Annotated in this window: 19 protein-coding genes and 1 riboswitch; of the genes, 10 read left to right on the top strand and 9 right to left on the bottom strand. The window is 71.0% G+C overall.

Going from position 1 to position 23,774, the window contains the following annotated elements; genetic code table 11:
- Positions 1-164: 164 nt before the first annotated feature.
- From KVT45_RS19085 to KVT45_RS19065, 5 genes are all read right to left on the bottom strand, one after another.
- The gene (locus tag KVT45_RS19085) at positions 165-1,055 is read right to left on the bottom strand and encodes an ABC transporter permease (protein ID WP_217549028.1); all 891 of its coding nucleotides are present in this window, start codon (positions 1,053-1,055) and stop codon (positions 165-167) included.
- The gene (locus tag KVT45_RS19080; protein ID WP_217549026.1) at positions 1,042-2,079 is read right to left on the bottom strand and encodes an ABC transporter ATP-binding protein; all 1,038 of its coding nucleotides are present in this window, start codon (positions 2,077-2,079) and stop codon (positions 1,042-1,044) included. The genes KVT45_RS19085 and KVT45_RS19080 overlap by 14 nt, the downstream gene beginning before the upstream one ends.
- A gap of 58 nt (positions 2,080-2,137) precedes the next feature.
- Positions 2,138-3,391 carry a DUF2092 domain-containing protein gene (locus KVT45_RS19075; RefSeq protein WP_217549024.1) on the bottom strand — a complete coding sequence of 418 codons (1,254 nt, stop codon included), beginning with the start codon at positions 3,389-3,391 and terminating at the stop codon, positions 2,138-2,140.
- 319 nt (positions 3,392-3,710) lie between these two features.
- Positions 3,711-4,664, bottom strand: a complete 954-nt coding sequence (locus tag KVT45_RS19070) for a CHRD domain-containing protein (protein ID WP_217549022.1) — start codon at positions 4,662-4,664, stop codon at positions 3,711-3,713.
- A 132-nt stretch (positions 4,665-4,796) separates the two neighbouring features.
- Positions 4,797-5,807 (bottom strand): polyprenyl synthetase family protein, encoded by a 1,011-nt coding sequence (locus KVT45_RS19065; RefSeq protein ID WP_217549020.1) that lies wholly within the window; start codon positions 5,805-5,807, stop codon positions 4,797-4,799.
- A gap of 1,025 nt (positions 5,808-6,832) precedes the next feature.
- Positions 6,833-7,029: riboswitch (cyclic di-AMP (ydaO/yuaA leader) on the top strand.
- A 5-nt stretch (positions 7,030-7,034) separates the two neighbouring features.
- On the opposite strand from KVT45_RS19065, the gene KVT45_RS19060 reads away from it, so the two are divergent.
- Complete coding sequence (locus KVT45_RS19060) at positions 7,035-7,523, top strand: transglycosylase SLT domain-containing protein (RefSeq protein ID WP_217549018.1); 489 nt, start codon at positions 7,035-7,037, stop codon at positions 7,521-7,523.
- A gap of 13 nt (positions 7,524-7,536) precedes the next feature.
- Here KVT45_RS19060 and KVT45_RS19055 read toward each other — a convergent pair whose 3' ends face one another.
- The gene (locus KVT45_RS19055) at positions 7,537-8,343 is read right to left on the bottom strand and encodes an HAD family hydrolase (RefSeq protein ID WP_217549016.1); all 807 of its coding nucleotides are present in this window, start codon (positions 8,341-8,343) and stop codon (positions 7,537-7,539) included.
- 149 nt (positions 8,344-8,492) lie between these two features.
- Here KVT45_RS19055 and KVT45_RS19050 point away from each other — a divergent pair, with 149 nt between their 5' ends.
- Positions 8,493-9,098 (top strand): hypothetical protein, encoded by a 606-nt coding sequence (locus KVT45_RS19050; RefSeq protein ID WP_217549014.1) that lies wholly within the window; start codon positions 8,493-8,495, stop codon positions 9,096-9,098.
- Positions 9,099-9,115: 17 nt separating this feature from the next.
- On the opposite strand, the gene KVT45_RS19045 is transcribed toward KVT45_RS19050, so the two are convergent.
- Both KVT45_RS19045 and KVT45_RS19040 read right to left on the bottom strand, forming a co-directional pair.
- Positions 9,116-10,327, bottom strand: coding sequence for an FAD-dependent oxidoreductase (locus KVT45_RS19045; RefSeq protein WP_217549012.1), 1,212 nt, complete (start codon positions 10,325-10,327; stop codon positions 9,116-9,118).
- Between the two features lie 27 nt (positions 10,328-10,354).
- On the bottom strand, positions 10,355-11,620 hold the full coding sequence (locus KVT45_RS19040) for an ATP-grasp domain-containing protein (protein ID WP_308310822.1): 1,266 nt from the start codon (positions 11,618-11,620) through the stop codon (positions 10,355-10,357).
- Positions 11,621-11,876: 256 nt separating this feature from the next.
- Here KVT45_RS19040 and fahA point away from each other — a divergent pair, with 256 nt between their 5' ends.
- The 8 genes from fahA to KVT45_RS19000 all read left to right on the top strand — a co-directional run bounded on the left by fahA (position 11,877) and on the right by KVT45_RS19000 (position 21,477).
- On the top strand, positions 11,877-13,088 hold the full coding sequence (gene fahA / locus KVT45_RS19035) for a fumarylacetoacetase (RefSeq protein WP_217549224.1): 1,212 nt from the start codon (positions 11,877-11,879) through the stop codon (positions 13,086-13,088).
- 375 nt (positions 13,089-13,463) lie between these two features.
- On the top strand, positions 13,464-14,402 hold the full coding sequence (locus KVT45_RS19030; RefSeq protein ID WP_217549010.1) for a M56 family metallopeptidase: 939 nt from the start codon (positions 13,464-13,466) through the stop codon (positions 14,400-14,402).
- A gap of 187 nt (positions 14,403-14,589) precedes the next feature.
- Positions 14,590-15,381 (top strand): GntR family transcriptional regulator, encoded by a 792-nt coding sequence (locus KVT45_RS19025; RefSeq protein WP_217549008.1) that lies wholly within the window; start codon positions 14,590-14,592, stop codon positions 15,379-15,381.
- Between the two features lie 33 nt (positions 15,382-15,414).
- Positions 15,415-15,642 (top strand): ferredoxin family protein, encoded by a 228-nt coding sequence (locus tag KVT45_RS19020; protein ID WP_217549007.1) that lies wholly within the window; start codon positions 15,415-15,417, stop codon positions 15,640-15,642.
- A 16-nt stretch (positions 15,643-15,658) separates the two neighbouring features.
- Positions 15,659-17,005 (top strand): ABC transporter substrate-binding protein, encoded by a 1,347-nt coding sequence (locus KVT45_RS19015; RefSeq protein ID WP_217549004.1) that lies wholly within the window; start codon positions 15,659-15,661, stop codon positions 17,003-17,005.
- Positions 17,002-17,916, top strand: coding sequence for an ABC transporter permease (locus tag KVT45_RS19010; RefSeq protein ID WP_308310821.1), 915 nt, complete (start codon positions 17,002-17,004; stop codon positions 17,914-17,916). The genes KVT45_RS19015 and KVT45_RS19010 overlap by 4 nt, the downstream gene beginning before the upstream one ends.
- On the top strand, positions 17,900-18,670 hold the full coding sequence (locus KVT45_RS19005; protein WP_217549002.1) for an ABC transporter ATP-binding protein: 771 nt from the start codon (positions 17,900-17,902) through the stop codon (positions 18,668-18,670). Before KVT45_RS19010 ends, KVT45_RS19005 begins: the two co-directional genes overlap by 17 nt.
- Positions 18,671-18,681: 11 nt before the next feature.
- Positions 18,682-21,477 (top strand): fumarate reductase/succinate dehydrogenase flavoprotein subunit, encoded by a 2,796-nt coding sequence (locus KVT45_RS19000; RefSeq protein ID WP_217549000.1) that lies wholly within the window; start codon positions 18,682-18,684, stop codon positions 21,475-21,477.
- 27 nt (positions 21,478-21,504) lie between these two features.
- Here the strand turns inward: KVT45_RS19000 and recQ are convergent, their stop codons facing one another.
- Entirely contained in the window at positions 21,505-23,520 is a 2,016-nt protein-coding gene (recQ, locus tag KVT45_RS18995) for a DNA helicase RecQ (protein ID WP_254647035.1), read from the bottom strand.
- Positions 23,521-23,774 lie beyond the last annotated feature (254 nt).

Raw genomic sequence — 23,774 nt, 5'->3', positions numbered from 1 at the left:
CGTGCGTCCGGTCGTACTCGTGCGTACGGTCCAGTCTCGTCGCTCGGCGCGGCTCCCACGTCACCGCGACGTCACAGCCTCGCACCAGGAAGGGACGCCCGGCGGGGCGCCGGCGGACCCGGACCGTACGGACGTACGAACGTGTACGGACGTACGGACCACCGCTAGGCCGTGATGTCCCTCGTCGTGAACCGCGCCCAGGCCGCCGATCCGAACACCGCCGTGTACAGGGCCTGCAGCTCCAGGTTCTTGACCAGGTCGTCCCAGTAGACGGGGTCGCGCATCAGGTCGGCGAAGGACAGCCAGTAGTGGGAGAAGAAGTACGGCTGGAGCGCGTGCAGCTGGGGGATCTGGTCGAGGATCTGGACCGTGATGAGCAGGCCCACGGTCGTCGCCATCGCCGCGATGCCGCTGTTGGTCAGCGTGGACACGAACAGGCCGAGAGCGGCGATGCCGGCCAGGGAAACGGCGACCACCAGGGCGATCAGCAGGGCGCGGCCGAGGCCGTCGGCGAAGGATATCCGGGTGCCGGAGATCGTCGTCAGGTCGCCGAGCGGGAAGAGGAGCGCGCCGACGGCGAGCGCGGAGGCGGCCACCACCAGGGTCGCGACCAGGCAGAAGGCCATCGTCGTCGCGTACTTGGCGAGCAGGAGGCGGGTACGGCCCGCCGGGGCGACCAGCAGATAGCGCAGTGTGCCCGCGTCGGCCTCGCCCGCGACCGCGTCCCCGGCCACCACCCCGACGGCCATCGGCAGGAAGAACGGGAGGGTCGCGGCCAGCGCCGTGAACACCAGGAACAGCCCGTTGTTGGTCACCTGGGCGATGAACGCCGGGCCCTCGCCGCCGCCGCGGCCGACCTGCCCGCCGCCCCGGGTCTCGATCCTGACGGAGACGCCGACGAGGATCGGCACCGCGGCCAGTACGCCCAGCAGTGCGAGGGTGCGCCAGCGCCGGAACGTGGTGCCGAGTTCGCTGCGCAGCAGACCGAGGCTCCACAGCGGGTTCGGCCGCCGTACGGCCGCTGTCTCGACGACGGCCAGGTCAGCCTGCGACATCGAAGCCCTCTCCGGTCAGTGCCACGAACGCGTCTTCCAGCGAGGCCCGTTCCACGGTGAAGCCGCGGACCCGGACGCCCGCCGTGACGAGCGCCGCGTTCACCTCGGCGAGGTCGCGCTCGGGCGGCTCGCCGGTCACCCGGTCCTCGGCGACGACGACGTCCGCGACGCCCTGTTCCTTGAGCACCCGGGCCGCCTCCACGGGATCCGGGGTGGTCACCAGGAGCCGGCCGCGGGCCCCGGCCACCAGGTCGGCCACCGCGCCCTGGGCGATCAGCCGGCCCTGCGCCATCACGGCCGCGTGGGTGCAGACCTGCTCGATCTCGTCGAGGAGGTGGGAGGAGAGGAACACGGTCGTGCCGTCCCCGGCCAGTTCCCGGACCAGGGCGCGGATCTCCCGCATGCCCTGCGGGTCGAGGCCGTTGGTCGGCTCGTCCAGGACCAGCAGTTTGCGGGGCTGGAGCAGCGCGGCGGCAAGGCCCAGGCGCTGCTTCATGCCGAGGGAGTAGGCCTTCGCCTTCTTCGCCGCGGCGGCCGCGAGGCCCACCCGGTCCAGCGCGGCCTCGACGCGTGCGCGCCGGGTGCGGGGGTCGGCGGCCGGGTCGGCGGCGTCGTACCGCAGCAGGTTGTCGCGGCCGGAGAGGAAGCCGTACAGCGCCGGGCCCTCGATGAGGGCTCCGACCTGGGGCAGTACGACGCGGGAGGCGCGCGGCATCGGGTGGCCGAGGACGCGGGCGGTGCCCGAGGTGGGCGCGATCAGGCCCATCAGCATGCGGATGGTGGTGGTCTTGCCGGAGCCGTTCGGGCCGAGGAAGCCGAAGACGCTGCCCGCGGGGACGGTCAGGTCGAGACCGTCCACGGCGAGCTGTCCGCCGCGGTAGCGCTTGGTGAGGCCGCGGGTGTCGATGACACCCGCTCCCACCGGAGCACGGTCCCCCGGGTTCCCGGGATCTCCCGGGTCCCCGGGGTCGTCTGGGGCCTCCGGGTCCTCCGGCTCCCGCTCCGTGGCGGACGGTCGGTCCATCGGCTCCCTCGATTCGTCGTACGGCAAAGGCTGCTTACCGCACCCGTGCCACCCCGGGCTAGCCCGCGTTCGCCGCCTTCAGCAGCGCCGCCTTGTCCACGGCGCCGACGTACACCTTGCCGTTGTCCGTGATCAGGGCGTTGATCAGCCGGGTGGAGAAGACGGTGCCCTTGCCGAACTTGCCGGAGACGGGGTCGCCGAGCGAGCCGAGGAAGCCGCTCAGGTCGCCGCCGCCGGAGGCGGAGCCGGTGGGCAGCCCGCCCTTGCTGCCGGTTTCGAGGACGGCTATGGAGTTCCAGCCCTTGCCGAGGACGTCGAAGCCGGACTTGTCGAGGTCCTTGGCGGTGCCGTGGCCGGGCGTCTCGGAGGCCTTGCCGCCCTTGTCCCACCCGTCGGTCTTGCTGTCCTTGCCCGCCTTGTCGCCCTCGGTCACCTTGGCGCCCTTGGGCGGGGTGAAGTCGAAGGTGGAGGCGGCCGGCTTCGCGAAGCTGACCTGGGTGTAGCCGGCGTCGACCACGGCCGCGCCGCCGCTCGACGGGGTGAGCGTGAACTTCAGCGGCGTACCGGTCTTGGCGTCCACCGCGATACTGATCGCGCCGACCGTCGTACCGGACTGCTTGGGCTTGATGACGAGCCGGTAGGCGTCCCGGCCGGCCACCTGGGCGGTGCCGTCGACCGTCACCGACGTGGTGTCGTCGACCGACTTGAGGACCTCGTCGGCGAAGTCCTTGGGCGTGGCCGGGGTTTCGTGCTGCTCGGCCTTGCCGGAGTCGGCGGCGGTGGAGTGGTAGACCTCGTTGGACTTGCTGTCGTAGCCCCACACGTCGGTGCCGTTGTGGATGAGGCTGTACTCGGCGCCGCTCTCCAGCACCGACACCTTCTGCTTCTCGGGACCGTCGGCGGCCACCCGCAGGGTGTGCGTGCCGGAGGCCAGCTCGGTGAGCTTGCTGGTGGGGTCGGCCGACGAGCCGTCGCCGCTGCCCTGCGTCGCGCCGGACAGCAGGCTGCTCTCCAGACCGCCGAGGTCGGGCAGGCCGAGGTCGGTGCTGATCTTCACGGTGCCGGACAGCTGCTGCACGTCCGACTTGGCGATCTTGTTGATGAGTTCCTGCGCGGTGATCTTCGGCAGGTCGGGGTCGCCGGAGTCGGCGAGTGCCGGGACCAGGCCGATCGTGGCCGCGGCCACGCCCACCACCGCGACCGGGACGACGTACCGTGCGGCCTTGCGCCGCCGCTCGGTGCGCAACTCGGCGCGCAGCTCGTCGTCGGCCTGCGCGGCCCCCGTGCTGTCGTCGGATTCGTACGGTGCCATGTGTGCCCTACCTCCGTCGTCGGCGGCGGCCGTCCTCGCACGTGTCCCACCCTGAGCCGCCATTCTCACCCGAATCGGTGAGTGGTGGTGATTTCCGTGGTTTCCATCTCACCAAATCGGGGGCGGAGAAGCGTCAGACCACGGAGCCAACTCCGTGTACACCTGCGGTATGACACAAGGGTGGAGGCGCCTTCCCCGACCCGTAGGGGTCGGGCGGTGAAGGCGCCTCCTGTCACGTGCCGTGTCCGGTCGGTTCACGTGCCGTGTCCGCTGCTGTGCCGGCTGCGGAGTCCGCTGCCGTGTCCGCTGCCGTGTCCGCTCAGTGCTGCACGAACACGTAGTCCGCCCGGTAGGGGACACCGACGACGGCACCCGGGGTGCAGGAGCCGGCCGGGGCGACGCCGCCGACGGTGTTGAGGCGCAGGATCTCGCCCGTGTGGGCGAGCAGCCCGTGCTTCTTGCCGGACCGGGTGGTCTTGAGGTCCAGTTCGGGGATGTTGCCGGTGCCGTTCGCCGTCTTGGTCACGACGGCTCCGGTGACCGCGCTGCCGTCGGGCGCGACCCACTGCGGGGTGCCGGAGTTCGGTGCGACGAAGGAGTGGCGGATGCCGCCGCCGAGCTTGGCGCTGACGTCCCGCTGGGCGAAGGCGTAGCCGCCGCCGTCGGCGGGCTTGCACTGGTAGATCTGCTTGCCGGTGACGACGGAGGCCTGGAAGCCGCCGTCCTTGAGGTCGGAGACGGTGGTGACGGCGTGCAGCTGGCCACGGAGGGCTCCGCCGGGGAACTGGGCGGTGTGCAGGTTGGCGTAGAAGGCTCCGGGGTCGGTGGTGAGCTGCTTGAGCAGGGCCTTGTCGGTGACCTTGACGCTGCCGGTGACGCTGTGGCCCTCGGCCTTCTGCAGCAGCTTCCCGAAGTCGATCTTGACGCCGCCGTTGGTGCCCTTGGCGCCCTGGTGGATGTGCAGGTCGGTGGGCCCGCCGGTGCCGCGCCAGGTCACGGCGACGGTCACCTTGTCCCCCTTGACCTGGATGAACTCCAGCGCGGCGCCGTCCTTGTCCCCGACGGCGGGCCCACCGGCGACGGGCACCTCGTTGGCACCGCGCAGACTGGCGGCGAGGACGACGGATTCGGCGGAGGCGGCGGAGCTGTGGCTGGTGGTGGAGTTGTGGCTGGTGGCGGCGGATGCCGGGACGGCGGCACCGCCGAGAGCGGTGACGGTGACGGTGATGGCTGCGGCGACGAGGCTCTTGCGGCGCGTTGCGTCGATGACCATGATTCCGTTTTCTCCCCCTGTGTCAGCCGACGCCCCCTGCGTCGGCTTCTGAGAAGGAGTACGGAACACATCTTGGATTAGACTCAGTCCAATGATGTGACCTGAGTCACACAAATGCAGGTCCTCCGGAGGCTATCCGGCTCGGTGCACCACCGCGTCGCACAGCTCCACCAGCGCGGCCTTCGGGTCGCACTCCGGCAGCGGAGCAAGCGCGGCACGCGCCTCCTCCGCGTACCGGACCGCGTCCCGGCGGGCCAGCTCCAGCGCCGGGTGCGCCCGCAGCGCCGCCAGGGCCTCCGCGTGCCGCGCGTCGTCCGTGAGGTCGGAGTCCAGTAGCTCGCACAGGGCGATGTCCTCGGCCAGCCCCGACCTGGCGGCCAGTTCCCGCAGCCGCAGCACGGGAAGCGTGGGCACACCCTCGCGGAGGTCGGTCCCCGGGGTCTTCCCCGACTCGTGGGAGTCGGAGGCGATGTCCAGGACGTCGTCGGCGAGCTGGAAGGCGACACCGAGCCGTTCGCCGTACTGAGTGAGGACGTCGACGACCGTCTCGTCGGCACCGGACAGCATCGCGCCGAAGCGGCAGGAGACAGCGACCAGCGAGCCGGTCTTGCCGCTGAGCACGTCAAGGTAGTGGTCGACCGGGTCGCGACCGTCCGACGGGCCGGCCGTCTCCAGGATCTGACCGGTCACCAGCCGTTCGAACGCGAGGGCCTGGACCCGGACCGCCTCGGGGCCGAGGTCGGCGAGGATCTGGGAGGCGCGGGCGAAGAGGAAGTCGCCGGTGAGGACGGCGAGCGAGTTGCCCCAGCGGGTGTTGGCGCTGTCGACACCGCGCCGTACGGACGCCTCGTCCATGACGTCGTCGTGGTACAGCGTGGCCAGGTGGGTGAGCTCGACGACGACGGCCGACGGCACGACACCGGGCGCGTACGGGTCGCCGAACTGCGCGGCGAGCATCACCAGCAGCGGGCGGAACCGCTTGCCCCCGGCCCGCACGAGGTGCTGCGCGGCCTCCGTGATGAACGGGACCTCGCTCTTGGTGGCTTCTAGCAAGCCTTCCTCGACAGCCGTCAATCCGGCCTGGACATCGGCTTCCAGAGCCTGGTCCCGCACGCTCAGCCCGAACGGCCCGACGACGGTCACGAGGGGTCTCCTGTCTGCTGGTGTCTACTGGCGATTACGCGGTTTGTCGATAGGTCGCTGCCCTCACTCAAGTCAGCGTATCCGGTCGGGTTTCGATCACCGATAGCGCCCACGGTTACACCCCGGGCGCTATCGGATCACGACCGTTATGTTTTTGATCAGCCGATACGATCTGACATCCACTGACTTAACAGGAAGTACGGGCACTTGTCCCGAACCAAGGCATAGGTCGTGTCCCGCACCGGCGGCAAACCTCCCACCCGACTGCCGCCCGGAAACGGCCCCACCCCCTGGCCGGCATCACCTGCCCGGGCGTACCCCTCCGCCACCCGCCGACGCCACCGATGCCGGCGCCGACGCCGCCGAGGGCACCCGGTGCACGAACGGCGGCACCTGGTGCACGCCCGTACACCCTCCTCCACGCGACCACGCACGGCGATCTCCGCACTCCCTCGATCCGCGTTCCCCCGATCGGCACCCACTCGACCGTCACCCCCTTGACCGACGGAACGACGCCCCCCAGCACGACCTGCTTCGCGTGCGCACTCCACTTCCCACCCCGGGCCGGTCAGTGGCACGCGCGCGTACCCGGGGGCTCCGAGGTTGACGGAGGGCGCGCCAGACAGGCGCCTAATTGGACAATTCGGACTACTCATAAAAATCACCCACATTAGCTCCCACTCCGCCACTCCCCGATTGGGCAATCCACACGAATGGGGGCGAGGGGGTTTTCCGTCGAACCAGGAAATAGGGGGATTCCAAGAATCCCTCATGTCTGATTTGCCGTTATTGCGGATTCGTGAAGTAGGTCACGCGGACTGGGCAACGCGAGGTCCATAAGGGGACCCTTCCTTCCCTTTCCCCGTGGGCCAGTTGAGGGTTGGCAGCTGCAAAGGATCAAGTACCCCATACGCCTCAACACAAGGTCAATCGGTGTGTTCTGTGAATCAGGTACTTGTTCCGGACATGTGCCCTCGCATACGTTCCCGCTCGCCGGGCGGACGCCGAATCCTGCCGCCGCCCGTCGTAACCCATCGACGAGTTCATTCGCACGGCAGGAGCGGGGGACCCAGGTAAGTCGCCGGACCGGGCGGCCGACGTCACCAGACAGACGTCGTTCCGGAACGGCCAGGGGTGAAGTCGCATCGTCTTCGGGCGATGCGGCCGGGCACTCCCCGGGCCCGAACCCGACAGCTCACCTCGCAGGCGACGGAGAGGAACAACGCCATGCTTGCTGCCGCTCAGCACCGCACTCCCCGCCGTAACCGCATCATCCGCACGCTCGTCGTCGCCGGCACCGGCGCCGCCGTCCTCGCCCTCCCGCTCATCGGGGCGACCGCCGCCTCCGCCGCCGGGTCCTCCACCTCGACGGCCTCGACCACCCTCGCCGGGTACCCGAACAACCTCGACGGCTGGATCCGCGAGTCGCTCGCGATCATGAGGGAGAAGAGCATCCCGGGCACCTACAACGGCATCTACCGCAACATCATGCGGGAGTCCTCCGGCAACCCGCGGGCCATCAACCTCTGGGACTCCAACGCGGCCAAGGGCATCCCGTCCAAGGGCCTGCTCCAGGTCATCGACCCGACGTTCAAGACCTACCACGTGGCCGGCACGTCGTTCGACATCTACGACCCGGTCGCGAACATCACCGCCGCCTGCAACTACGCCGCCGCGCGGTACGGCTCGATGGACAACGTCCACGGCGCGTACTGACCGACGTCCCACGTCAGTCGAAGAGTCTTTCGAGGACGACGGCGATGCCGTCGTCCTCGTTCGACGTGGTGATCTCGTCGGCCAGTGCCTTGAGTTCGGGGTGGGCGTTGGCCATCGCCACCCCGTAGGCCGCCCACTCGAACATCGGGATGTCGTTGGGCATGTCACCGAAGGCGATGGCCTGTGCGGGGCTCAGCCCCAGATGGCCGGCGGCCAGCGCGAGCCCGGTCGCCTTGGTCACCCCGCAGGGCTGGAGTTCGACGGTTCCCGGCCCCGACATGGTGACCGTCGCCAGCGACCCGACCACCGAGCGGGCGGTCGCCGCCAGTTCGTCGTCGGACAGGGTGTGGTGGCGCAGCAGCACCTTGCTGATGGGCGCGCACCACAGGTCGTCACGCCGGGCGACGCGCAGCGCGGGCAGTGTGGGGTGGGGCATCAGATAGCCCGGCTCGATGAGCGTGAGCCCGTCCACGCCGTCCTGGTCGACCGCCGCGTACACCTGGCCGACCTCGGCCTCGATCTTGCCGAGCGCGGTCTCCGCCAGTTCCCGGTCCAGGGTGACCGACCACAGCAGCCGGTCCGCGCCGGCGTCGTACACCTGCGCGCCCTGGCCGCAGACCGCGAGTCCCGTGCAGCCGAGGTCGTCGAGGAGCGGGCGCACTCTCGGCGCGGGACGGCCGGTCACCACGAGGTGCCGGGCACCGGCCCGGCCCGCCCGCGCGAGCGCGGCGAGCGACCGTTCCGACAGGGTGTCGTCGTCGCGCAGCAGCGTGCCGTCCAGGTCGGTGGCGATCAGTGAGTACGGGGAGGGTGCGACCATGATCAGAGAATACGGACAGTACGCCCCTGGGACTCACTGTGCGTTTCGGCCTCAAGTGGCGCCCGCCGCCTCCGTGATGGGGCCGTTGTCAGTGGCGGGCGTTACGTTTCGGGTGAGCCGGTTTCACTGATCCGACGGGGGTGCTGGTCGTGACGGACGGGCGGGGGGACTTCCGGGCGTATCTGCTGGCGGCGGCGACCGGGGTGCTGGAGCGCTTCCGGGAGGAACTGCGGCCGGAGATCTACGCGTTGTCGTTCCGTATCTGGCGGGTGGACGACGACGACCGCAGACCATATGTGGCGATCGGCTACAACACGGAGAGCCGGTACGAGGCCGAAAGACGCCCCGAGGACCCGGGCGAGGCCCGCTGCAACTACGCGTGCCGGCTCCTCGGCGGGTTCGAGATGCTCGGCAACTGCCCCGAGGACCCGGCCGGCGGTGCGCTGTACGCCGAGGAGGTCCGGCGGCTCGGACTCTGGTTCGACGGGGACGGCGACGCCGCCGAACTGGACGCGACGCGCGAGCCGTTGAGGCTGCACTTCGCCGACGCGTGCGTCCGGCCGGCCCGGGATCTGCACGACGGCGGCCTGATCGGGAGAGTCCTCGGGCGGCCGCTGCCGGTGTGGGTCTTCGACATGTACTGCCCGGGCTGGGAGATCGAGGCCACGCAGGCGGCCAACCCGCCCGAGCTGGTCGAGGAGTTCCTGGCCTGGCAGCGGGCGGCCGAGGAGGCTCAGCCCCTCGGGGCCGGGTGACGGTCCGGCCCGGGGTGTCAGGCGTGGGCCGCCGCCAGGTGCCCGGCCAGGCGGGGTGAGGCGAACTCCGTACCGCACACGAACCGCATGACCGGGCCGTACGACGCCGCCGCCGGGAGCCCTGTGAAGTAGAGGCCGGGTACGGAGGAGACGTATCCGGCGCCGAGTACCGGGGCGCCACGGCTGGCCGTGACGCGGGTGCGCAGCCCGGGGCCGAGGAAGTCCATCGCGGCGATGTCCACGCGGTAGCCGGTGGCGGCTATGACGTGGTCGGCGGTGAGGCGCTCGGTGCCGCCTTCGTGGGTGCGGACGGTGAGGACCGGGGCGCCGGCGCCGCCCGAGGTGTCGGCGCCCGTCACGGCGGCGACCTCGCGGACCTGGACCTTGCCCTCGAAGCGGTCGCGCAGCCACCAGGCGCCGAGCGGACCGAGCACCCGGCGGACCAGGTAGTGGCGGGTCCCTGCCGGAAGGTAGCGGTAGGGGTGCGGGTAGTAGCTCAGCGCCCACAGGGACCAGGCCCGGCCGAACGGCGACTCGGGGCGCAGCTTCGGCTGGTCCCAGGGCGGGGCGCCGAAGGCCACCCTGCCGCGTCCTCGGGAGACCACCCGCACCTGGGCGCCCGCCTCGGCGGCGAGGGCCGCCGTCTCCAGCGCGGACTGCCCGGCACCGACGACGATCAGCTCCTTGCCGGAGAAGCGGGTCAGGTCGTGGTGCTGGGAGCTGTGCGAGACCGTCCCCGCCGGTCCGTCCGCGCCCGCCCCGGCGAGCTCGGCGGGAAGGCGGGCGAGCCCGGACAGGCCGGTGGCGACGACGACCGCGCGGGCCGTCAACGACTCCCCCGAGTCCAGCTTCAGTTCGAAGCCCGCCGGGCCTTCGGCCTTGTGCCGGTCCACGGAGACCACCCGCACCCGCTCCAGCTCGGGCACCAGTTTCTGCTGGAACCACTCGCCGTAGCCGATGAAGGTCTCCACCGGGATGATGTCCTCGTCGGTGACCAGCCGGCGGATGCCCGCGGCGTCGCAGTAGTCGGCGAGGGTGTGCCCGCGCTGCGGGCAGTCCAGGCTGGAGGCGGCCGGGGTGGACTTCAGGATCATCCCGGCCGGCATGTGGTCACGCCAGCTGACCATGGGATCGCCGAAGACCCGGACGGGGATGCCGCGCGCCCGCAGATGGGCGGCGGTGGACAGGCCGAAGGGCCCGGCACCTATGACTGCTACCGGCTCGATCACGAAGTCCCTCCCCAGGAACGTGGTGCCCTACTTCGTGGCGGTGCTGGAGCCGCGGCGGTTGGTGCGCCACAGCTGATAGAGGTGCTTCGCGCCCGGCCGCACGAAGCGGGCGAGCATGGTGACGAACGGCAGCGGGTCGTCACCCGCCAGCCAGGCCAGCTCGGTCCCGCTCGGTCGCTTCGGCGCGTGCGGCGTCGTATAGCCGCTGCGGCGGTAGGCGAGGAGGGCGGGCAGGTCGATGTTCTCCACGACGTACCGGTGGCCGGCGCGCTGTTCCCCCTCCGGAACTCGGCGCCCGGTCAGGTCGAGGTGCATGGCGCGGACGACGTCCACCCCCGACTCGCTCTCGAAGAGCCGGAACTGGGCGCCCATGCGCGGGTTGAAGTCGAGCAGCTTGTACTGCCCGTCGCGCCGGTCGAAGCGCAGGTCGAGATCGATGATGCCGGTGAAGCCGATCTGCTTGATGAAACGTGCGGCGAGGTCGGCGAGTTCCGGGTTGTCGACGACGTAGGCGTTCGCGGTCATGCCTGCGTGCGGCGGCCAGGAGCGGACCTTGACGCCGGTGAAGAGGGCGCGCGGATTGGAGTCGGCGTCGAAGTAGGCGTGCACGATCCAGTCCTCGGCCTCCTCCCTCGGGAGGTACTCCTGGAGGATGACACCCGGATGGGTGCCCCAGTCACGGGCGAGGGTGAGCAGTCCCTCCCTGGTGGCGATCCGTGTCGTTCCGTTGACGGCGGGCTGCTTGCGCCGGACGAACGCCTCGCGGTTCTTGGCCACGATCGGGAAGCGGGCCTTCTCCGCGAAGTCGACGATCTCGTCGTACGAGTCCGGGAAGGCGGCCGCCGGGCTCGGGATGCCGTGTTCCACGCACAGTTCGTGCAGGCCCTGCTTGCTCGCCAGCCGACGGGGCAGTTCCGGGTCCACGCGCGGAAAGATGAAGCTGTCGCCGAGCGCGTCCTGGTGCTCGGCGATCAGGACGGCGGCCTCCTCGTCGGTGGGGATCAGCACGGTCGGACGACCGATACGGCGGCCGATGCGCAGCAGTCCCTCGACGAGATGGTCCGGTTCCTCGGCGCCCGTTGTCGGCCACACGAACGCCCGTCTGAGATAACGGGACGAGGCCGCCGGCGTGTACGCGTCCTCCGTGATCGCGTACATGGGAACGCCCAGGCGGCCCAGACTGCGAATAGCGCCGACCCCGCCGTGATGCAGCGGATAGTCGCCGAACTTGACGATCAGGCCGGGCACGTCACGGTCCGCCTCGAACGGCACGCTGACGGCATTCCTGGCCACGGGTCCCCCCACGTGTCCCCCTCTACGGACCGGACCCACCCCGTCCGTGTCCCCCAAAGGACGCTAAGCCGGAATTGCCCCCTCCGACAAGGGCTATTAGGACATTGCGAACTCTTTAGACACTGCCACGACAGCCAACTCACCCGTAACGTGTGGCGCGACCACATGGAATGCCGCGCAACGCCATAGTGACGTCGCCACATGGCCGTCCTCCGCGCGGCACGGATGAGAGCGAGGCAGTCACCCCATGCCCCCCTTGCCCCCCTTCGAGGTCCCCGAGGGTGACCCCTTCGGCTCGCACAACCTTCCGTATGGCGTGTTCTCGACCTCCGGGAGCACGGAACGGAGGGTCGGCGTCCGCCTCGGCGACCACGTCCTCGACGCCGGTGCCGCGGCCCTCGCACTCGGCTCCCCGTACGCCTCCCTGCTCGCCCGCCCGACCCTCAACCCGCTGCTGGCCGCGGGCCGCACCGCCTGGTCGGATGTACGGCGTGCCCTGACCGCCTGGGTGACCGTGCCCGGGCACCGCGAGACACTCGCCCCTCTCCTGCACCCGCTGCCCGAGGTGACCCTGCACCTTCCCTTCGAGGTCGCCGACTACGTCGACTTCTACGCCTCCGAGAACCACGCCCGGAACGCCGGCCGCATCTTCCGCCCCGACGCCGCCGACCCGCTCACCCCCAACTGGAAGCACCTGCCGATCGGCTACCACGGCCGCGCGGGCACGGTCGTGGTGTCCGGGACGGATGTCGTACGGCCCTCGGGACAGCGGAAGACGCCGTCGGACCCGGCACCGGTGTTCGGCCCGTCGGGACGGCTGGACATCGAGGCCGAGGTCGGCTTCGTCGTCGGCACGCCGTCACAGCAGGGAAGGCCGGTGGCGCTGGGCGACTTCAGGGAGCACGTGTTCGGCCTGTGCCTGCTGAACGACTGGTCGGCGCGGGACATCCAGGCCTGGGAGTACGTCCCGCTCGGCCCGTTCCTCGGCAAGTCGTTCGCCACCTCGGTCTCGGCCTGGATCACCCCGCTGGACGCGCTGGAGGACGCGCGGGTCGCCCCGCCGAAGCGGACGCACCCGCTGCTGCCGTACCTCGACGACGCCACGGAGGAGCCCGCCGGCTACGACCTTCGGATCTCGATCGCGATCAACGGGCACACGGTGTCCGAGCCGCCGTTCTCCACCATGTACTGGACCGCCGCCCAGCAACTCGCCCACCTGACGGTCAACGGCGCCTCACTGCGCACCGGCGACCTGTACGGCTCCGGCACGGTGAGCGGCGCGGAGCCCGGGGAACGCGGGTCGCTGCTGGAACTGACGTGGAACGGTCGCGATCCGCTCGAACTCCCGGACGGGAAGCGGACGTACCTGGAGGACGGCGACGTGGTGACGCTGTCGGGGTGGGCTCCCGGGCCGGGTGGCAGCCGGGTCGGGCTCGGGGAGGTCAGGGGGCGGATCGTGACGGGGTGAGGGAGCGGCGGCCGGTACTGCCCGACTCGCGGAGGCGGGCCGGGACTTCGTGACACGCGCGCGGTCGGTGCGATCCGCGGGCGAGGCGGCCCCGGAGGCGACGCGGCAGGCAGCGCGGGAGCAGGGATGACCCGCGAGCCGCCGAGCCGGAAGCGGGGCGCCCGGATCGTCGTCGACACCTGACTCGGGGCACCCGGCACCGTCATACTGACGGGACACGCACCATGCGATGCGCCCGCACGCGCACCATGCGAGGCGTCGGCGCACGCGTCAGGTGATGCGTGCGGCGGCGCACGCGCCATGTCACGCGACGGCGTATCACCCCGCACCACCTGCCACCCGCACACCTCTCCGATCAGGAAACGGAGCCCCGGCATGACCGTCTGCCTGCTCCTGCTGACCGCCGTCGCCCTGACGGCCGCCGTACCTGCGCCGCGCGCCCTGGTGCGGTCCCTGTGGCCGGAGCGGGAACCGGTGGTCGCGCTGTGGGTGTGGCAGTGCCTGGTCGCCACCGTGCTGATGTGCTGCCTGACCGCGCTGACCCTGGGCGCGGCGGCCGTCTTCCACACCGTGCGCGACCGGGTGTTCGCGCCGGCGCCACCGGCGGTCACCGCCGCGTACGACCTCTCCGTCGCGCCCCTGTGGGCGGTCGCCCTCACGATGCTGCTGGCGTGCGGGGCCGCCTGGACGACGGCGATGCTCGCCCGCGAACTCGTCGAGGCCCGGCGGCGCCGCGACCAGACCCGCGCGCACCTGCGCGAGCGGGCACCCGAACTGCCGGCGGGGCTGCCTGCGGCACGCGGGCCGATGCTGGTACTGGAGGACGAGTACCCGGACGCCTGGTGGATGCCGGGCCATCCACCACAGCTGGTCGTGACGACGGGGGCACTGCACCGCCTCACCGACCACCAGCTCGACGCCGTACTCACCCACGAACGGGGCCACGCCCGCGCCCACCACGACTGGCTGCTCCACCTGTCCAGCGCCCTGGCCACGGGCTTCCCGCGCGTGCCGCTCTTCTCCCACTTCTGCGACCAGACCCACCGGCTCGTCGAACTCGCCGCGGACGACACGGCGTCCCGCCGTTGCGGCCACCTCACCACCGCGCTGGCCCTGATCGAACTGAACCAGCACCGCGGAGTCCTGTCCTGCGCGTCGAGCCGCCGTCTGCTGGGCGAACGGGTCGACCGTCTGCTGGAACCACCACCACGGCTGCTGCGCCGCCAGCGGGCCCTCACGACGACGGTGGCCGCGCTGGTCCCCCTGCTGCCGCTCCTGATCATGTTCGCACCGGGGCTGACCGCGCTCGGTTAGGACGTTTCGGCCGGATCGGCGGGATGTCCGGGCGTGCAGGGGCGCTCCCGCGCAGACCGTCCCCCTGGTGGCAGATCTTCCTCACGTCGCCGTAGAAAGCCAGCTCAGCGGCGTACCGGACAGGGCTTCAAGTGGCGCAACATTTCCGCAACACCCCCTTCCCTACCTCGTGGGTATGGTTCCAGCCATGCCACCCGCCGACCGCATCCGAGACCACTCCGGTCAGGGCGCCGCGACCACGGTCGCCGCCCACCGGACGCGTCGCCGGCTGCGTGCGGACCAGGCCCGGCAGCTCGCCGACCTCCTGCGCCACCAGATCCTCACCGGCGCCTTCCCGGACGGCGCCCTCCCGCACGAATCCACGCTCGCCGACGACTACCGCGCCACTCGCAACACCGTCCGCCAGGCCCTGGACCTGCTGCGGGCAGAAGGGCTGGTGGACCGGCTGCCCGGCGTGGGCACCGTGGTCGTCGCCCGTAAGTACCCGCACGGGCTGGACCGTCTGATGGGCCTCGCGGAAACCCTTCGCGAACACGGCCAGGTCACCAACGAGGTCCGCACCATGGGACCCGCCCCGGCGCCCACCCCCGTGGCCGAACGCCTCTGCGTCCCGCCCGGCGCCGACGTCCTCTACATCGAACGCCTGCGCCGCCTGAACGGCCTCCCCCTCTCCCTCGACCTCACCTACATCCCCCTCGACATCGGCACCGCCCTCCTCGGCGCCGACCTGGAGAACAACGACGTCTTCAGGCTCCTGGAGTCGATCACCGGACAGCCCCTGGGCCACGCCGAGATCACCCTGGAGGCGGTGAACGCGGACGCCCACTCCGCCGCCGTACTCCAGGCCCCGCGCGGAGCGGCCGTCCTGATGCTGGAACGGCTCACCCACCTCGCCGACGGCCGGCCCGTCGACCTGGAGTTCATCCGCTTCCGCGGCGACCGCATCACCATGAGCGGCCTCCTTCACCGCACCCTCTGACACCCCTGCCTGACCCGTTTCCTGGAGACAGCCTTGCCCTTGGCGCCCCAGCGGGCCGACGTGCCCGTGACCATCGACGAGTCGAAGTGCATCGACGGCTGCACCCTCTGCGTGGACATGTGCCCGCTGGACTCCCTCGCCATCAACGAGAGCAACGGCAAGGCCTACATGCACGTAGACGAGTGCTGGTACTGCGGCCCGTGCGCGGCCCGCTGTCCCACCGGAGCCGTCACGGTCAACATGCCCTATCTGCTCCGGTGAGAGGCCCAGAACTCCCATGAAGCGAAAAACGATCGCCGCATCCGCAGCCCTCCTCCTGCTGCCGCTCTCCGCGTGTGGCGGCAACGCCCAGGCCGGCGACGGCAACACGGTCACCATCACCGTCGGCTACCAGTCCAAGACCATCAACACCGTCACAGCGGGCACCCTGCTGCGCTCCCTCGGCTGCTTCGAGCAGCAGCTCAACGCTCTCCACGACGGCCACACCTACAAGGTCGACTGGCAGGACTACGCCACGGGCGCCCCGATCACCGCCCAGATGACCGCGGGGAAGATCGACATCGGTTCGATGGGCGACTTCCCGCTGCTGCTCAACGCCGCCCGCGGCAAACAGCTAGGCCAGCCGACCCGCCTGGTCTCCGTCACCGGCTACAACCTCCGCGGCGGCCTCAACACCGTGGTCACCGCACCCGGCTCCAAGCTGGCGTCCTTGGCGGACCTCAAGGGCAAGAAGGTCTCGACGAGCATCGGGTCGGCCGCCGACGGCACCCTCGTCCGCGCCTTGCAGCGTGCCGGAATCGACCCGGACAAGGGCATCTCCAAACTCAACCAGCAGCCCGCGGTGGGCGCTTCGGCCCTGTCGGCGGGCAGCGTGGACGCGCTGTCTCAGTTCGTGGCCTGGCCGGGTCTGCTCGCCTACCAGGGCAAGGCGAAGGCGCTCTACGACGGCGCGCAGCTGAACCTTCCCACCTTCCACGGCGTCACCGCCCGCGAGGACTTCGCCAAGCAGCGGCCTGCGGTCCTCGAGGCCTTCCTCAAGGCTCAGGCGGAGGCCACCGACTACCTCAACGCCCGTCCCGTGACCGCCGCCGAGAAGGTCGCCGAGGCCACCGGCCTGCCCGCGGAGGTCGTCTACCTCTACAACGGCGCCCACGGCATCGCCACTTTCGACCCGGCCGTCAAGCCCGCGCTGGTCTCCGCGCTGAAGCAGGACGTTTCGGTGCTCAAGGCCGCCAAGCTGACCGGTGACGTCGACGTGGACTCCTTCGTCGACGACCAGTACGTGAAGAAGGCCCTGGGCAGCTCCGACTACGCCAAGCGGCTCGCCGCCGTACCGCCGGCGTCGGCGAGCGAGGTGTGGCCGAAGGGCAGCGAGAAGACGACGAGCTTCGGCTCCCCCAAGGAGCTGCTGGCCTACGTCGCCCGGCACAGCAATGACGTCCGTGCCGCCTACGTCCCCGACGCCACCACCCGCACCCTGTGGTTCGCCGACAAGGCCGTATGGGTGGCCGACGGTGAGCAGTTGCTGCCGTTCGTGACGCAGGCGACCGCGCAGGTGTACGTCGACGCGCACGGCGGCGCGCAGGTCGTCAGTTACGCCGACGCGCTGCGGCGGGCGTCGTGAGCCGGTATGTCCTGCGGGTGGCGTCGCTGGCCGCCGCCCTGGGGCTGTGGCAGTTGCTGACCAGTCTGAAGGTCAACCTGTGGCTGCGTTTCTCGCAGTTCCCGACGGTCACCGACGTCGCCCGCGCCTTCGCCGACCGGGTCTCCGGCGGCGACTACTGGACGGATCTCACCGACAGTCTCACCCGCATCCTGACCGGTTTCGCGCTGGCGGCCGTGCTGGGCGTGGCGACGGGGGTGCTCGTGGCCCGCTCGCGTCTCGCCGAGGATCTGCTCGGCCCCGTCCTGGAGGTGCTCCGGCCGATCCCGGCGATCGCTCTCGTGCCCGTCGCGATCCTGCTGTTCCCCTCCAACGAACAGGGCATCGTCTTCATCACCTGCACCGCCGCCTTCTTCCCGGTGATGGTCTCCACCCGGCACGCGGTGCGCGCCCTCACTCCCGTGTGGGAGGAGGCGGTGCGCACGATGGGCGGCGGCAGGTGGCGGATCCTGGGTTCGGTCGTGCTGCCGGGTGCGCTGCCGGGCATCTTCGGCGGACTGTCGGTCGGTATCGGTGTGTCGTGGATCTGTGTGATCTCCGCCGAGATGATCTCCGGCCAGTACGGCGTCGGCTACCGCACCTGGCAGGACTACACGATCGTCAACTACCCGGGGGTGTTCGTCGGGATGGTGACGATCGGTGTGCTCGGCTGGATCACCTCCACGGCCGTGGAGCTGCTCGGCCGGTGGCTGACCCGCTGGCTGCCCCGTACGTCGTACGTCCCCGGCGGCCGGCCCCGCACCGCGGTGCCCGCCGTCGTCGCCGCTCCGGTCGCAGTGCAGGCCGACGGCGAGTCCCAGCAGCAGTCCGATGCCCAGCAGCAGGGCCGCGGCGACACCGGCCAGGAGGCGCGAGATGAGCACTTCGTCTGAGGTGGCCGCACCGGAGGCAGCACGCGGGGCCCGGCTCACGCTCGGTGCGGCCGTGCTCGGCCGTCCGGACGCCCCGGTGCTGCACGATGTGGCGCTGGATGTCCGGCCCGGGGAGATCCTCACCGTGGTCGGGCCGTCGGGCTGTGGCAAGTCGACGTTGCTGCGGACGTTCGCGGGGCTGTTGTCCCCGCTGGCCGGGACGGTGTCGCAGGACGGCGCGGTGTTGACCGGGCCGTCGGCCGACCGGGCGCTGGTCTTCCAGGAGGACGCGCTGCTGCCCTGGCGCACGCTGCGCGGCAATGTCGAACTGCCGCTCGCCATCAAGGGGGTCACCCGTTCCGAGCGCCGCGCCCAGGCGGAGTCCTGGCTGGGCCGGGTCGGACTGGCCGCGCAGGCCGGACAGTTGCCGCACCGGGTGTCCGGCGGGCAGCGCCAGCGGGCGCAGCTGGCGCGGGCGCTGGCAGGCTCGCCGCGTGCCGTGCTCATGGACGAACCGTTCGGGGCGCTGGACGCCCAGACCCGTTCCGGCATGCAGGACCTGCTGGTGGAGGTGCTGGGCGGCACGGGTGCGACCGTCGTCTTCGTCACCCATGACGTGGACGAGGCGCTCTTCCTCGGTGACCGGGTGGCCCTGCTCGCCGCCGGCCGGGTGGCCTCCGTGCGTGATGTTCCGCGTCCGCGTGAGCGCGGCGCCCTCGACGACCCGGCCCGTGTGGCCCTGCGCCGTACCGTCCTCTCCTCGCTCGGCATCTGAAAGGCATCCCGGTGACCACCCCCGCGAACGCCCCCGCCCCCGCCCTCCTGCGGATTCCCGCTGTCTCCGACGCCGAGGAACTGACCTGTGACGTCCTCGTCGTCGGCGGTGGCACCGCCGGCACCATGGCCGCCCTGACCGCCGCCGAGCACGGTGCGAACGTGCTGCTCCTGGAGAAGGCCCACGTCCGTCACTCCGGGGCGCTCGCCATGGGCATGGATGGCGTCAACAACGCGGTCGTCCCGGGCCGTGCCGAGCCCGACGACTACGTCGCCGAGATCACTCGCGCCAACGACGGGATCGTCGACCAGTCCACGGTCCGGCAGACGGCGACGCGTGGTTTTGCCATGGTCCAGCGCCTGGAGTCGTACGGGGTCAAGTTCGAGAAGGACGAGCATGGCGCGTACGCGGTCCGCCAGGTGCATCGCTCCGGTTCGTACGTACTGCCGATGCCGGAAGGCAAGGATGTCAAGAAGGTCCTGTACCGGCAGTTGCGGCGTCGTGAGATGCGGGAGCGGATCCGGATCGAGAACCGGGTGATGCCGGTGCGGGTGCTGACGGCGGACGGGCGCGCGGTGGGTGCGGCGGGGTTCAACACGCGTACGGGGGCCTTTGTCACCGTCCGCGCGGGTGCGGTGATTCTGGCGACCGGTGCGGCCGGGCGGCTGGGGCTGCCCGCTTCCGGGTACCTGTACGGGACGTACGAGAATCCGACCAATGCCGGTGACGGTTACGCCATGGCCTACCACGCGGGTGCGGAGCTGACCGGGATCGAGTGCTTCCAGATCAATCCCCTGATCAAGGACTACAACGGGCCTGCGTGCGCGTACGTCGCCAATCCGTTCGGGGGTTACCAGGTCAACCGGCACGGTGAGCGGTTCGTCGATTCGGACTACTGGTCGGGGCAGATGATGGCGGAGTTCGCCGCCGAGGTGGCCTCCGATCGTGGCCCGGTCTACCTGAAGCTGAGCCACCTTCCCGAGGAGTCGGTCTCCGCTCTGGAGTCCATCCTGCACTCCACCGAGCGGCCCACCCGTGGCACGTTCCATTCCGGGCGTGGGCACGACTACCGGACCCATGACGTCGAGATGCACATCTCCGAGATCGGCCTGTGCGGCGGGCATTCCGCCTCGGGGGTCCGGGTCGACGACCACGCCCGTACGACCGTCCCCCGCCTGTACGCCGCCGGTGACCTGGCCTGTGTCCCGCACAACTACATGATCGGCGCGTTCGTCTTCGGTGATCTGGCGGGTGCGGACGCCGCCCAGTACTCGGCGTACGACGGCGAGTTGCCGGCCGGCCAGGTGCGTGAGGCGCATGAGTTGATCTACCGTCCGCTGCGCAATCCGGACGGCCCGCCGCAGCCCCAGGTCGAGTACAAGCTGCGCCGCTTCGTCAACGACTACGTGGCTCCGCCGAAGTCCGGGGCCCGGCTCTCGCTCGCCCTGGAGTCCTTCGAGCGGATGCGGGACGACATCGCCGCCATGGGTGCCCGTACCCCGCACGAACTGATGCGCTGTGCCGAGGTGAGCTTCATCCGCGACTGTGCCGAGATGGCCGCGCGTGCCTCCCTGGCCCGTACCGAGTCCCGCTGGGGTCTCTACCACGACCGGCTCGATCACCCCGAGCGTGACGACGCCTCCTGGTTCCATCATCTCGATCTGCACAAGTCCCCCTCTGGTGCGATGGAGTTCACGGCTCGTCCCGTGGCTCCGTATCTGGTGCCGGTCGAGGAGTTCACCCCGGTCGGCGGTCTGTCCCGGCACATCGGCGAGGTGCGTCCGCTGGACGTGGCGACGGCGGGTGCCCGGGACGTGCCGCCGGTGGCCGCGGGGCCGGTGGCGGACGCTGCCGCGCGGCCGGTGGGGCCCGACCGGGCCGAGCCGGCCTCACCCCGTCTGCTGGGGCTCCTCGCCCTCGCCGAGGAGGAGCCCGAACTCGCCGCTCTTGAGCCCTACTTGACCGACCTCGATGCCTCGGTGCGCCGTACCACCGTGTCGGTGCTCACGGAGACGGCTCCGGTGGGGGTCGGGCTGGCGTTGGCCGGTGCGCTGGCGGATCCCGATGCCGGGGTCCGTTCGGTGGCCGCGGCCTCGCTGCGCGAGCTGGTCGAGACGCTTCCGTCCGATCCGACGCTGGGCGGCGCCCTCGTCGACGCGCTCGGTGTGACCGACTCCCTGGTCCGGGCCGCCGCGCTCGACGTGCTGCGGGCGCTGCGCCTGGGCGACGCCGGGCTGTTCGCCGGTTTCCTGGCCGACTCGGATCCGGCGGTGCGGATCGAGGCGGTGCGGGCGCTGGTCTCGGTGGACGCCGGCGACGCCCTGGCGCGTGCCGTCGCCGACCCGTCCCGTGAGGTGCGGGTGACGGTGGCGAAGGCCCTCGGCACGGTGGGGGCCAAGGCCCTCGGCACGGTGGGGGCCACCGGCGCCGCCGCTGAAGAGGGCGGCGTTCTGGAAGCGCTGACCGTGCTCGTGGGCGACGCCGATGTGCTGGTCCGGGGGGCAGCTTACGAAGCCCTTGCGGGCGTCGGCTGTCCACCGCCCCTGGCCGAGGTCGCGGTGGCCGCGCTGGCCGACCCGGCCTGGCAGGTGCGGGTCGGTGCCGCCAGGGCGCTGGGTGCCGCCGGTGCCGCGGTGGCGGTGCCGGCCCTCGCCAAGTCCCTCGCTGACCTGAACGCCGATGTCCGTAAGGCTACCGTGCTCGCCCTGACCCGGCACGCCGGTGTCGAGGAGGCCCGCGCGGCTCTGGCCACGGCGACGGCCGACCCGGACGCGGATGTCAGGGCGTATGCGGCGAGGGGGCTGTGAGCGGCTCCCCCGCCGCCACCGCGGGCCCTATATCCAGTCCTCCGGTTCCGGCTCGGCGTCCATCTCGGGCCAGTAGTCCTCGTCCCTGCTCTCCGGCGCCGCCGGAGCCGGGGCGGACGGAGAAGAGGCCGGCGGAGCCGAGGCGGGTGGCGTCTTCAGGGCGGCCAGCGCCCCGAGTACGCCCTCTCCGTACGTCATGAGTTTCTTCTCGCCGACGCCGCCGACGGTGGCGAGTTCGGCGATGGACTCGGGCCACCGGCTGACGATCTCCCGCAGGGTGGCGTCGTGGAAGATCACGTAGGCGGGTACGCCCTGTTCGCGGGCCTGCTCGGCACGCCAGGCGCGCAGGGCCTCGAAGGCGGGGAGCAGTTCCTCGGGCAGCTCTGCCACGGCCGCCTTCGCCTTGCCCTTGCCGGTGGAACCGGAGCTCCCGGCCGACCGTGAGACCGCCGGCTTCTTCGGCTCCTTCCGCAGCGGGACGTCCCGCTCGCGCCGCAGTACCGTCCCGCTGGCCTCGGTGAGCACCAGGGTGCCGTACTCGCCCTCGACGGCGAGCAGCCCCTGGGCGAGCAGCTGCCGGACGACGCCACGCCATTCGCCCTCGTCGAGGTCGGTGCCGATGCCGAAGACGGACAGCTGGTCGTGGTCGAACTGTATGACCTTGGCCGTGCGCTTGCCGAGCAGGATGTCGACGATCTGGACGGCGCCGAACTTCTGCCCGCGTTCGCGCTGGAGCCGGACCACGGTGGAGAGGACCTTCTGGGCGGCGACGGTGCCGTCCCAGGTCTCGGGCGGGGTGAGGCAGGTGTCGCAGTTGCCGCAGCCCGTCGGGTCGGGGTCCTGGCCGAAGTAGTTCAGGAGCTGCCCGCGGCGGCACTGGGCGGTCTCGCACAGGGCGAGCATGGAGTCGAGGTGGGCCTGGGCGCGGCGGCGGAAGGCCTCGTCCCCCTCGCCGGACTGGATGAGTTTGCGCTGTTGTATGACGTCGTTGAGGCCGTAGGCCATCCAGGCGGTGGAGGGCTGGCTGTCGCGGCCGGCGCGGCCGGTCTCCTGGTAGTAGCCCTCGACGGATTTGGGCAGGTCGAGGTGGGCGACGAAGCGGACGTCGGGTTTGTCGATGCCCATGCCGAAGGCGATGGTGGCGACGACGACCAGGCCGTCCTCGCGCAGGAAGCGGGACTGGTGGGCGGCGCGGGTGCTCGCGTCGAGGCCGGCGTGGTAGGGGACGGCGTCGATGCCGTTGCGGGTCAGGAATTCGGCTGTGGACTCGACGGACTTGCGGGACAGGCAGTAGACGATGCCCGCGTCGCCCTCGTGTTCCTGGCGGAGGAAGGTGAGGAGCTGTTTCTTGGGGTCGGCCTTGGGGACGATCCGGTACTGGATGTTGGGCCGGTCGAAGCTGGCCACGAAGTGCCGGGCGGCCGGCATGTGCAGCCGCTGGGTGATCTCCTCGTGGGTGGCATGGGTGGCGGTGGCCGTGAGCGCGATGCGCGGGACGTCGGGCCAGCGCTCGCCGAGGAGGGACAGGGAGAGGTAGTCGGGCCGGAAGTCGTGGCCCCACTGGGAGACGCAGTGCGCCTCGTCGATGGCGAAGACGGCGATCTTGCCGCGGGTGAGCAGGTCGAGGGTGGAGTCCAGGCGGAGCCGCTCGGGGGCGAGGTAGAGCAGGTCGAGTTCGCCCGCGAGGAACTGGGCCTCTACTACGCGCCGCTCGTCGAAGTCCTGGGTGGAGTTGATGAACCCGGCGTTGACGCCGAGGGCGCGCAGGGCGTCCACCTGGTCCTGCATGAGGGCGATGAGCGGTGAGACCACGATGCCCGTACCGGGTCTGACCAGGGCGGGGATCTGGTAGCACAGTGACTTTCCGCCGCCGGTCGGCATGAGGACGACGGCGTCGCCGCCCGCCACCACATGCTCGATGATCGCTTGCTGCTCGCCCCGGAAGGCGTCGTACCCGAAGACCCGGTGCAGCGTGGCCAGTGCCTCGCTGTCCGTCGGTCCGGGCGTCTGTTGCGCCCCCGGTGTCTCGGTCGTCCCTGGCATCTCGTCGGTTCCGCCCGTCCCGCCCATCGTCGTGTCCCCCGTACGTCGTCCGTCGACCACTGCCACCACGATAGGGGTCCGGACCGACAGCGCCGGAGTTATCCACAGGCTGACCGCCCGGGAGGGGCGCGGATGCGGGGTTCCTCCGTCCGGCGGTGCCCTCAGCCCTTTGGCGGTCTTCGCGTGGCGACCCGGAAGCGGCGCGGGCCATGCTGCACGGGCGGGACCGGGGAGGCCCGCGCTGTACGGAGGTG

Origin of the sequence: Streptomyces sp. GbtcB6, from assembly GCF_019091475.1 — a bacterium.
GTDB lineage: Bacteria > Actinomycetota > Actinomycetes > Streptomycetales > Streptomycetaceae > Streptomyces > Streptomyces hyaluromycini.
This window is presented reverse-complemented; position numbering and strand designations above follow the sequence as displayed.

What these genes read in the sequence shown, in the direction of transcription:
- KVT45_RS19060 (WP_217549018.1), top strand. Translation starts at nt 7,035, where the DNA reads ATGCTTGCTGCCGCTCAGCACCGCACTCCCCGCCGTAACCGCATCATC.
- KVT45_RS19080 (WP_217549026.1), bottom strand. Translation starts at nt 2,079, where the DNA reads ATGGACCGACCGTCCGCCACGGAGCGGGAGCCGGAGGACCCGGAGGCC.
- KVT45_RS19030 (WP_217549010.1), top strand. Translation starts at nt 13,464, where the DNA reads ATGACCGTCTGCCTGCTCCTGCTGACCGCCGTCGCCCTGACGGCCGCC.
- KVT45_RS19025 (WP_217549008.1), top strand. Translation starts at nt 14,590, where the DNA reads ATGCCACCCGCCGACCGCATCCGAGACCACTCCGGTCAGGGCGCCGCG.
- KVT45_RS19075 (WP_217549024.1), bottom strand. Translation starts at nt 3,391, where the DNA reads ATGGCACCGTACGAATCCGACGACAGCACGGGGGCCGCGCAGGCCGAC.
- KVT45_RS19015 (WP_217549004.1), top strand. Translation starts at nt 15,659, where the DNA reads ATGAAGCGAAAAACGATCGCCGCATCCGCAGCCCTCCTCCTGCTGCCG.
- KVT45_RS19005 (WP_217549002.1), top strand. Translation starts at nt 17,900, where the DNA reads ATGAGCACTTCGTCTGAGGTGGCCGCACCGGAGGCAGCACGCGGGGCC.
- KVT45_RS19085 (WP_217549028.1), bottom strand. Translation starts at nt 1,055, where the DNA reads ATGTCGCAGGCTGACCTGGCCGTCGTCGAGACAGCGGCCGTACGGCGG.
- KVT45_RS19055 (WP_217549016.1), bottom strand. Translation starts at nt 8,343, where the DNA reads ATGGTCGCACCCTCCCCGTACTCACTGATCGCCACCGACCTGGACGGC.
- KVT45_RS19070 (WP_217549022.1), bottom strand. Translation starts at nt 4,664, where the DNA reads ATGGTCATCGACGCAACGCGCCGCAAGAGCCTCGTCGCCGCAGCCATC.
- recQ (WP_254647035.1), bottom strand. Translation starts at nt 23,520, where the DNA reads ATGCCAGGGACGACCGAGACACCGGGGGCGCAACAGACGCCCGGACCG.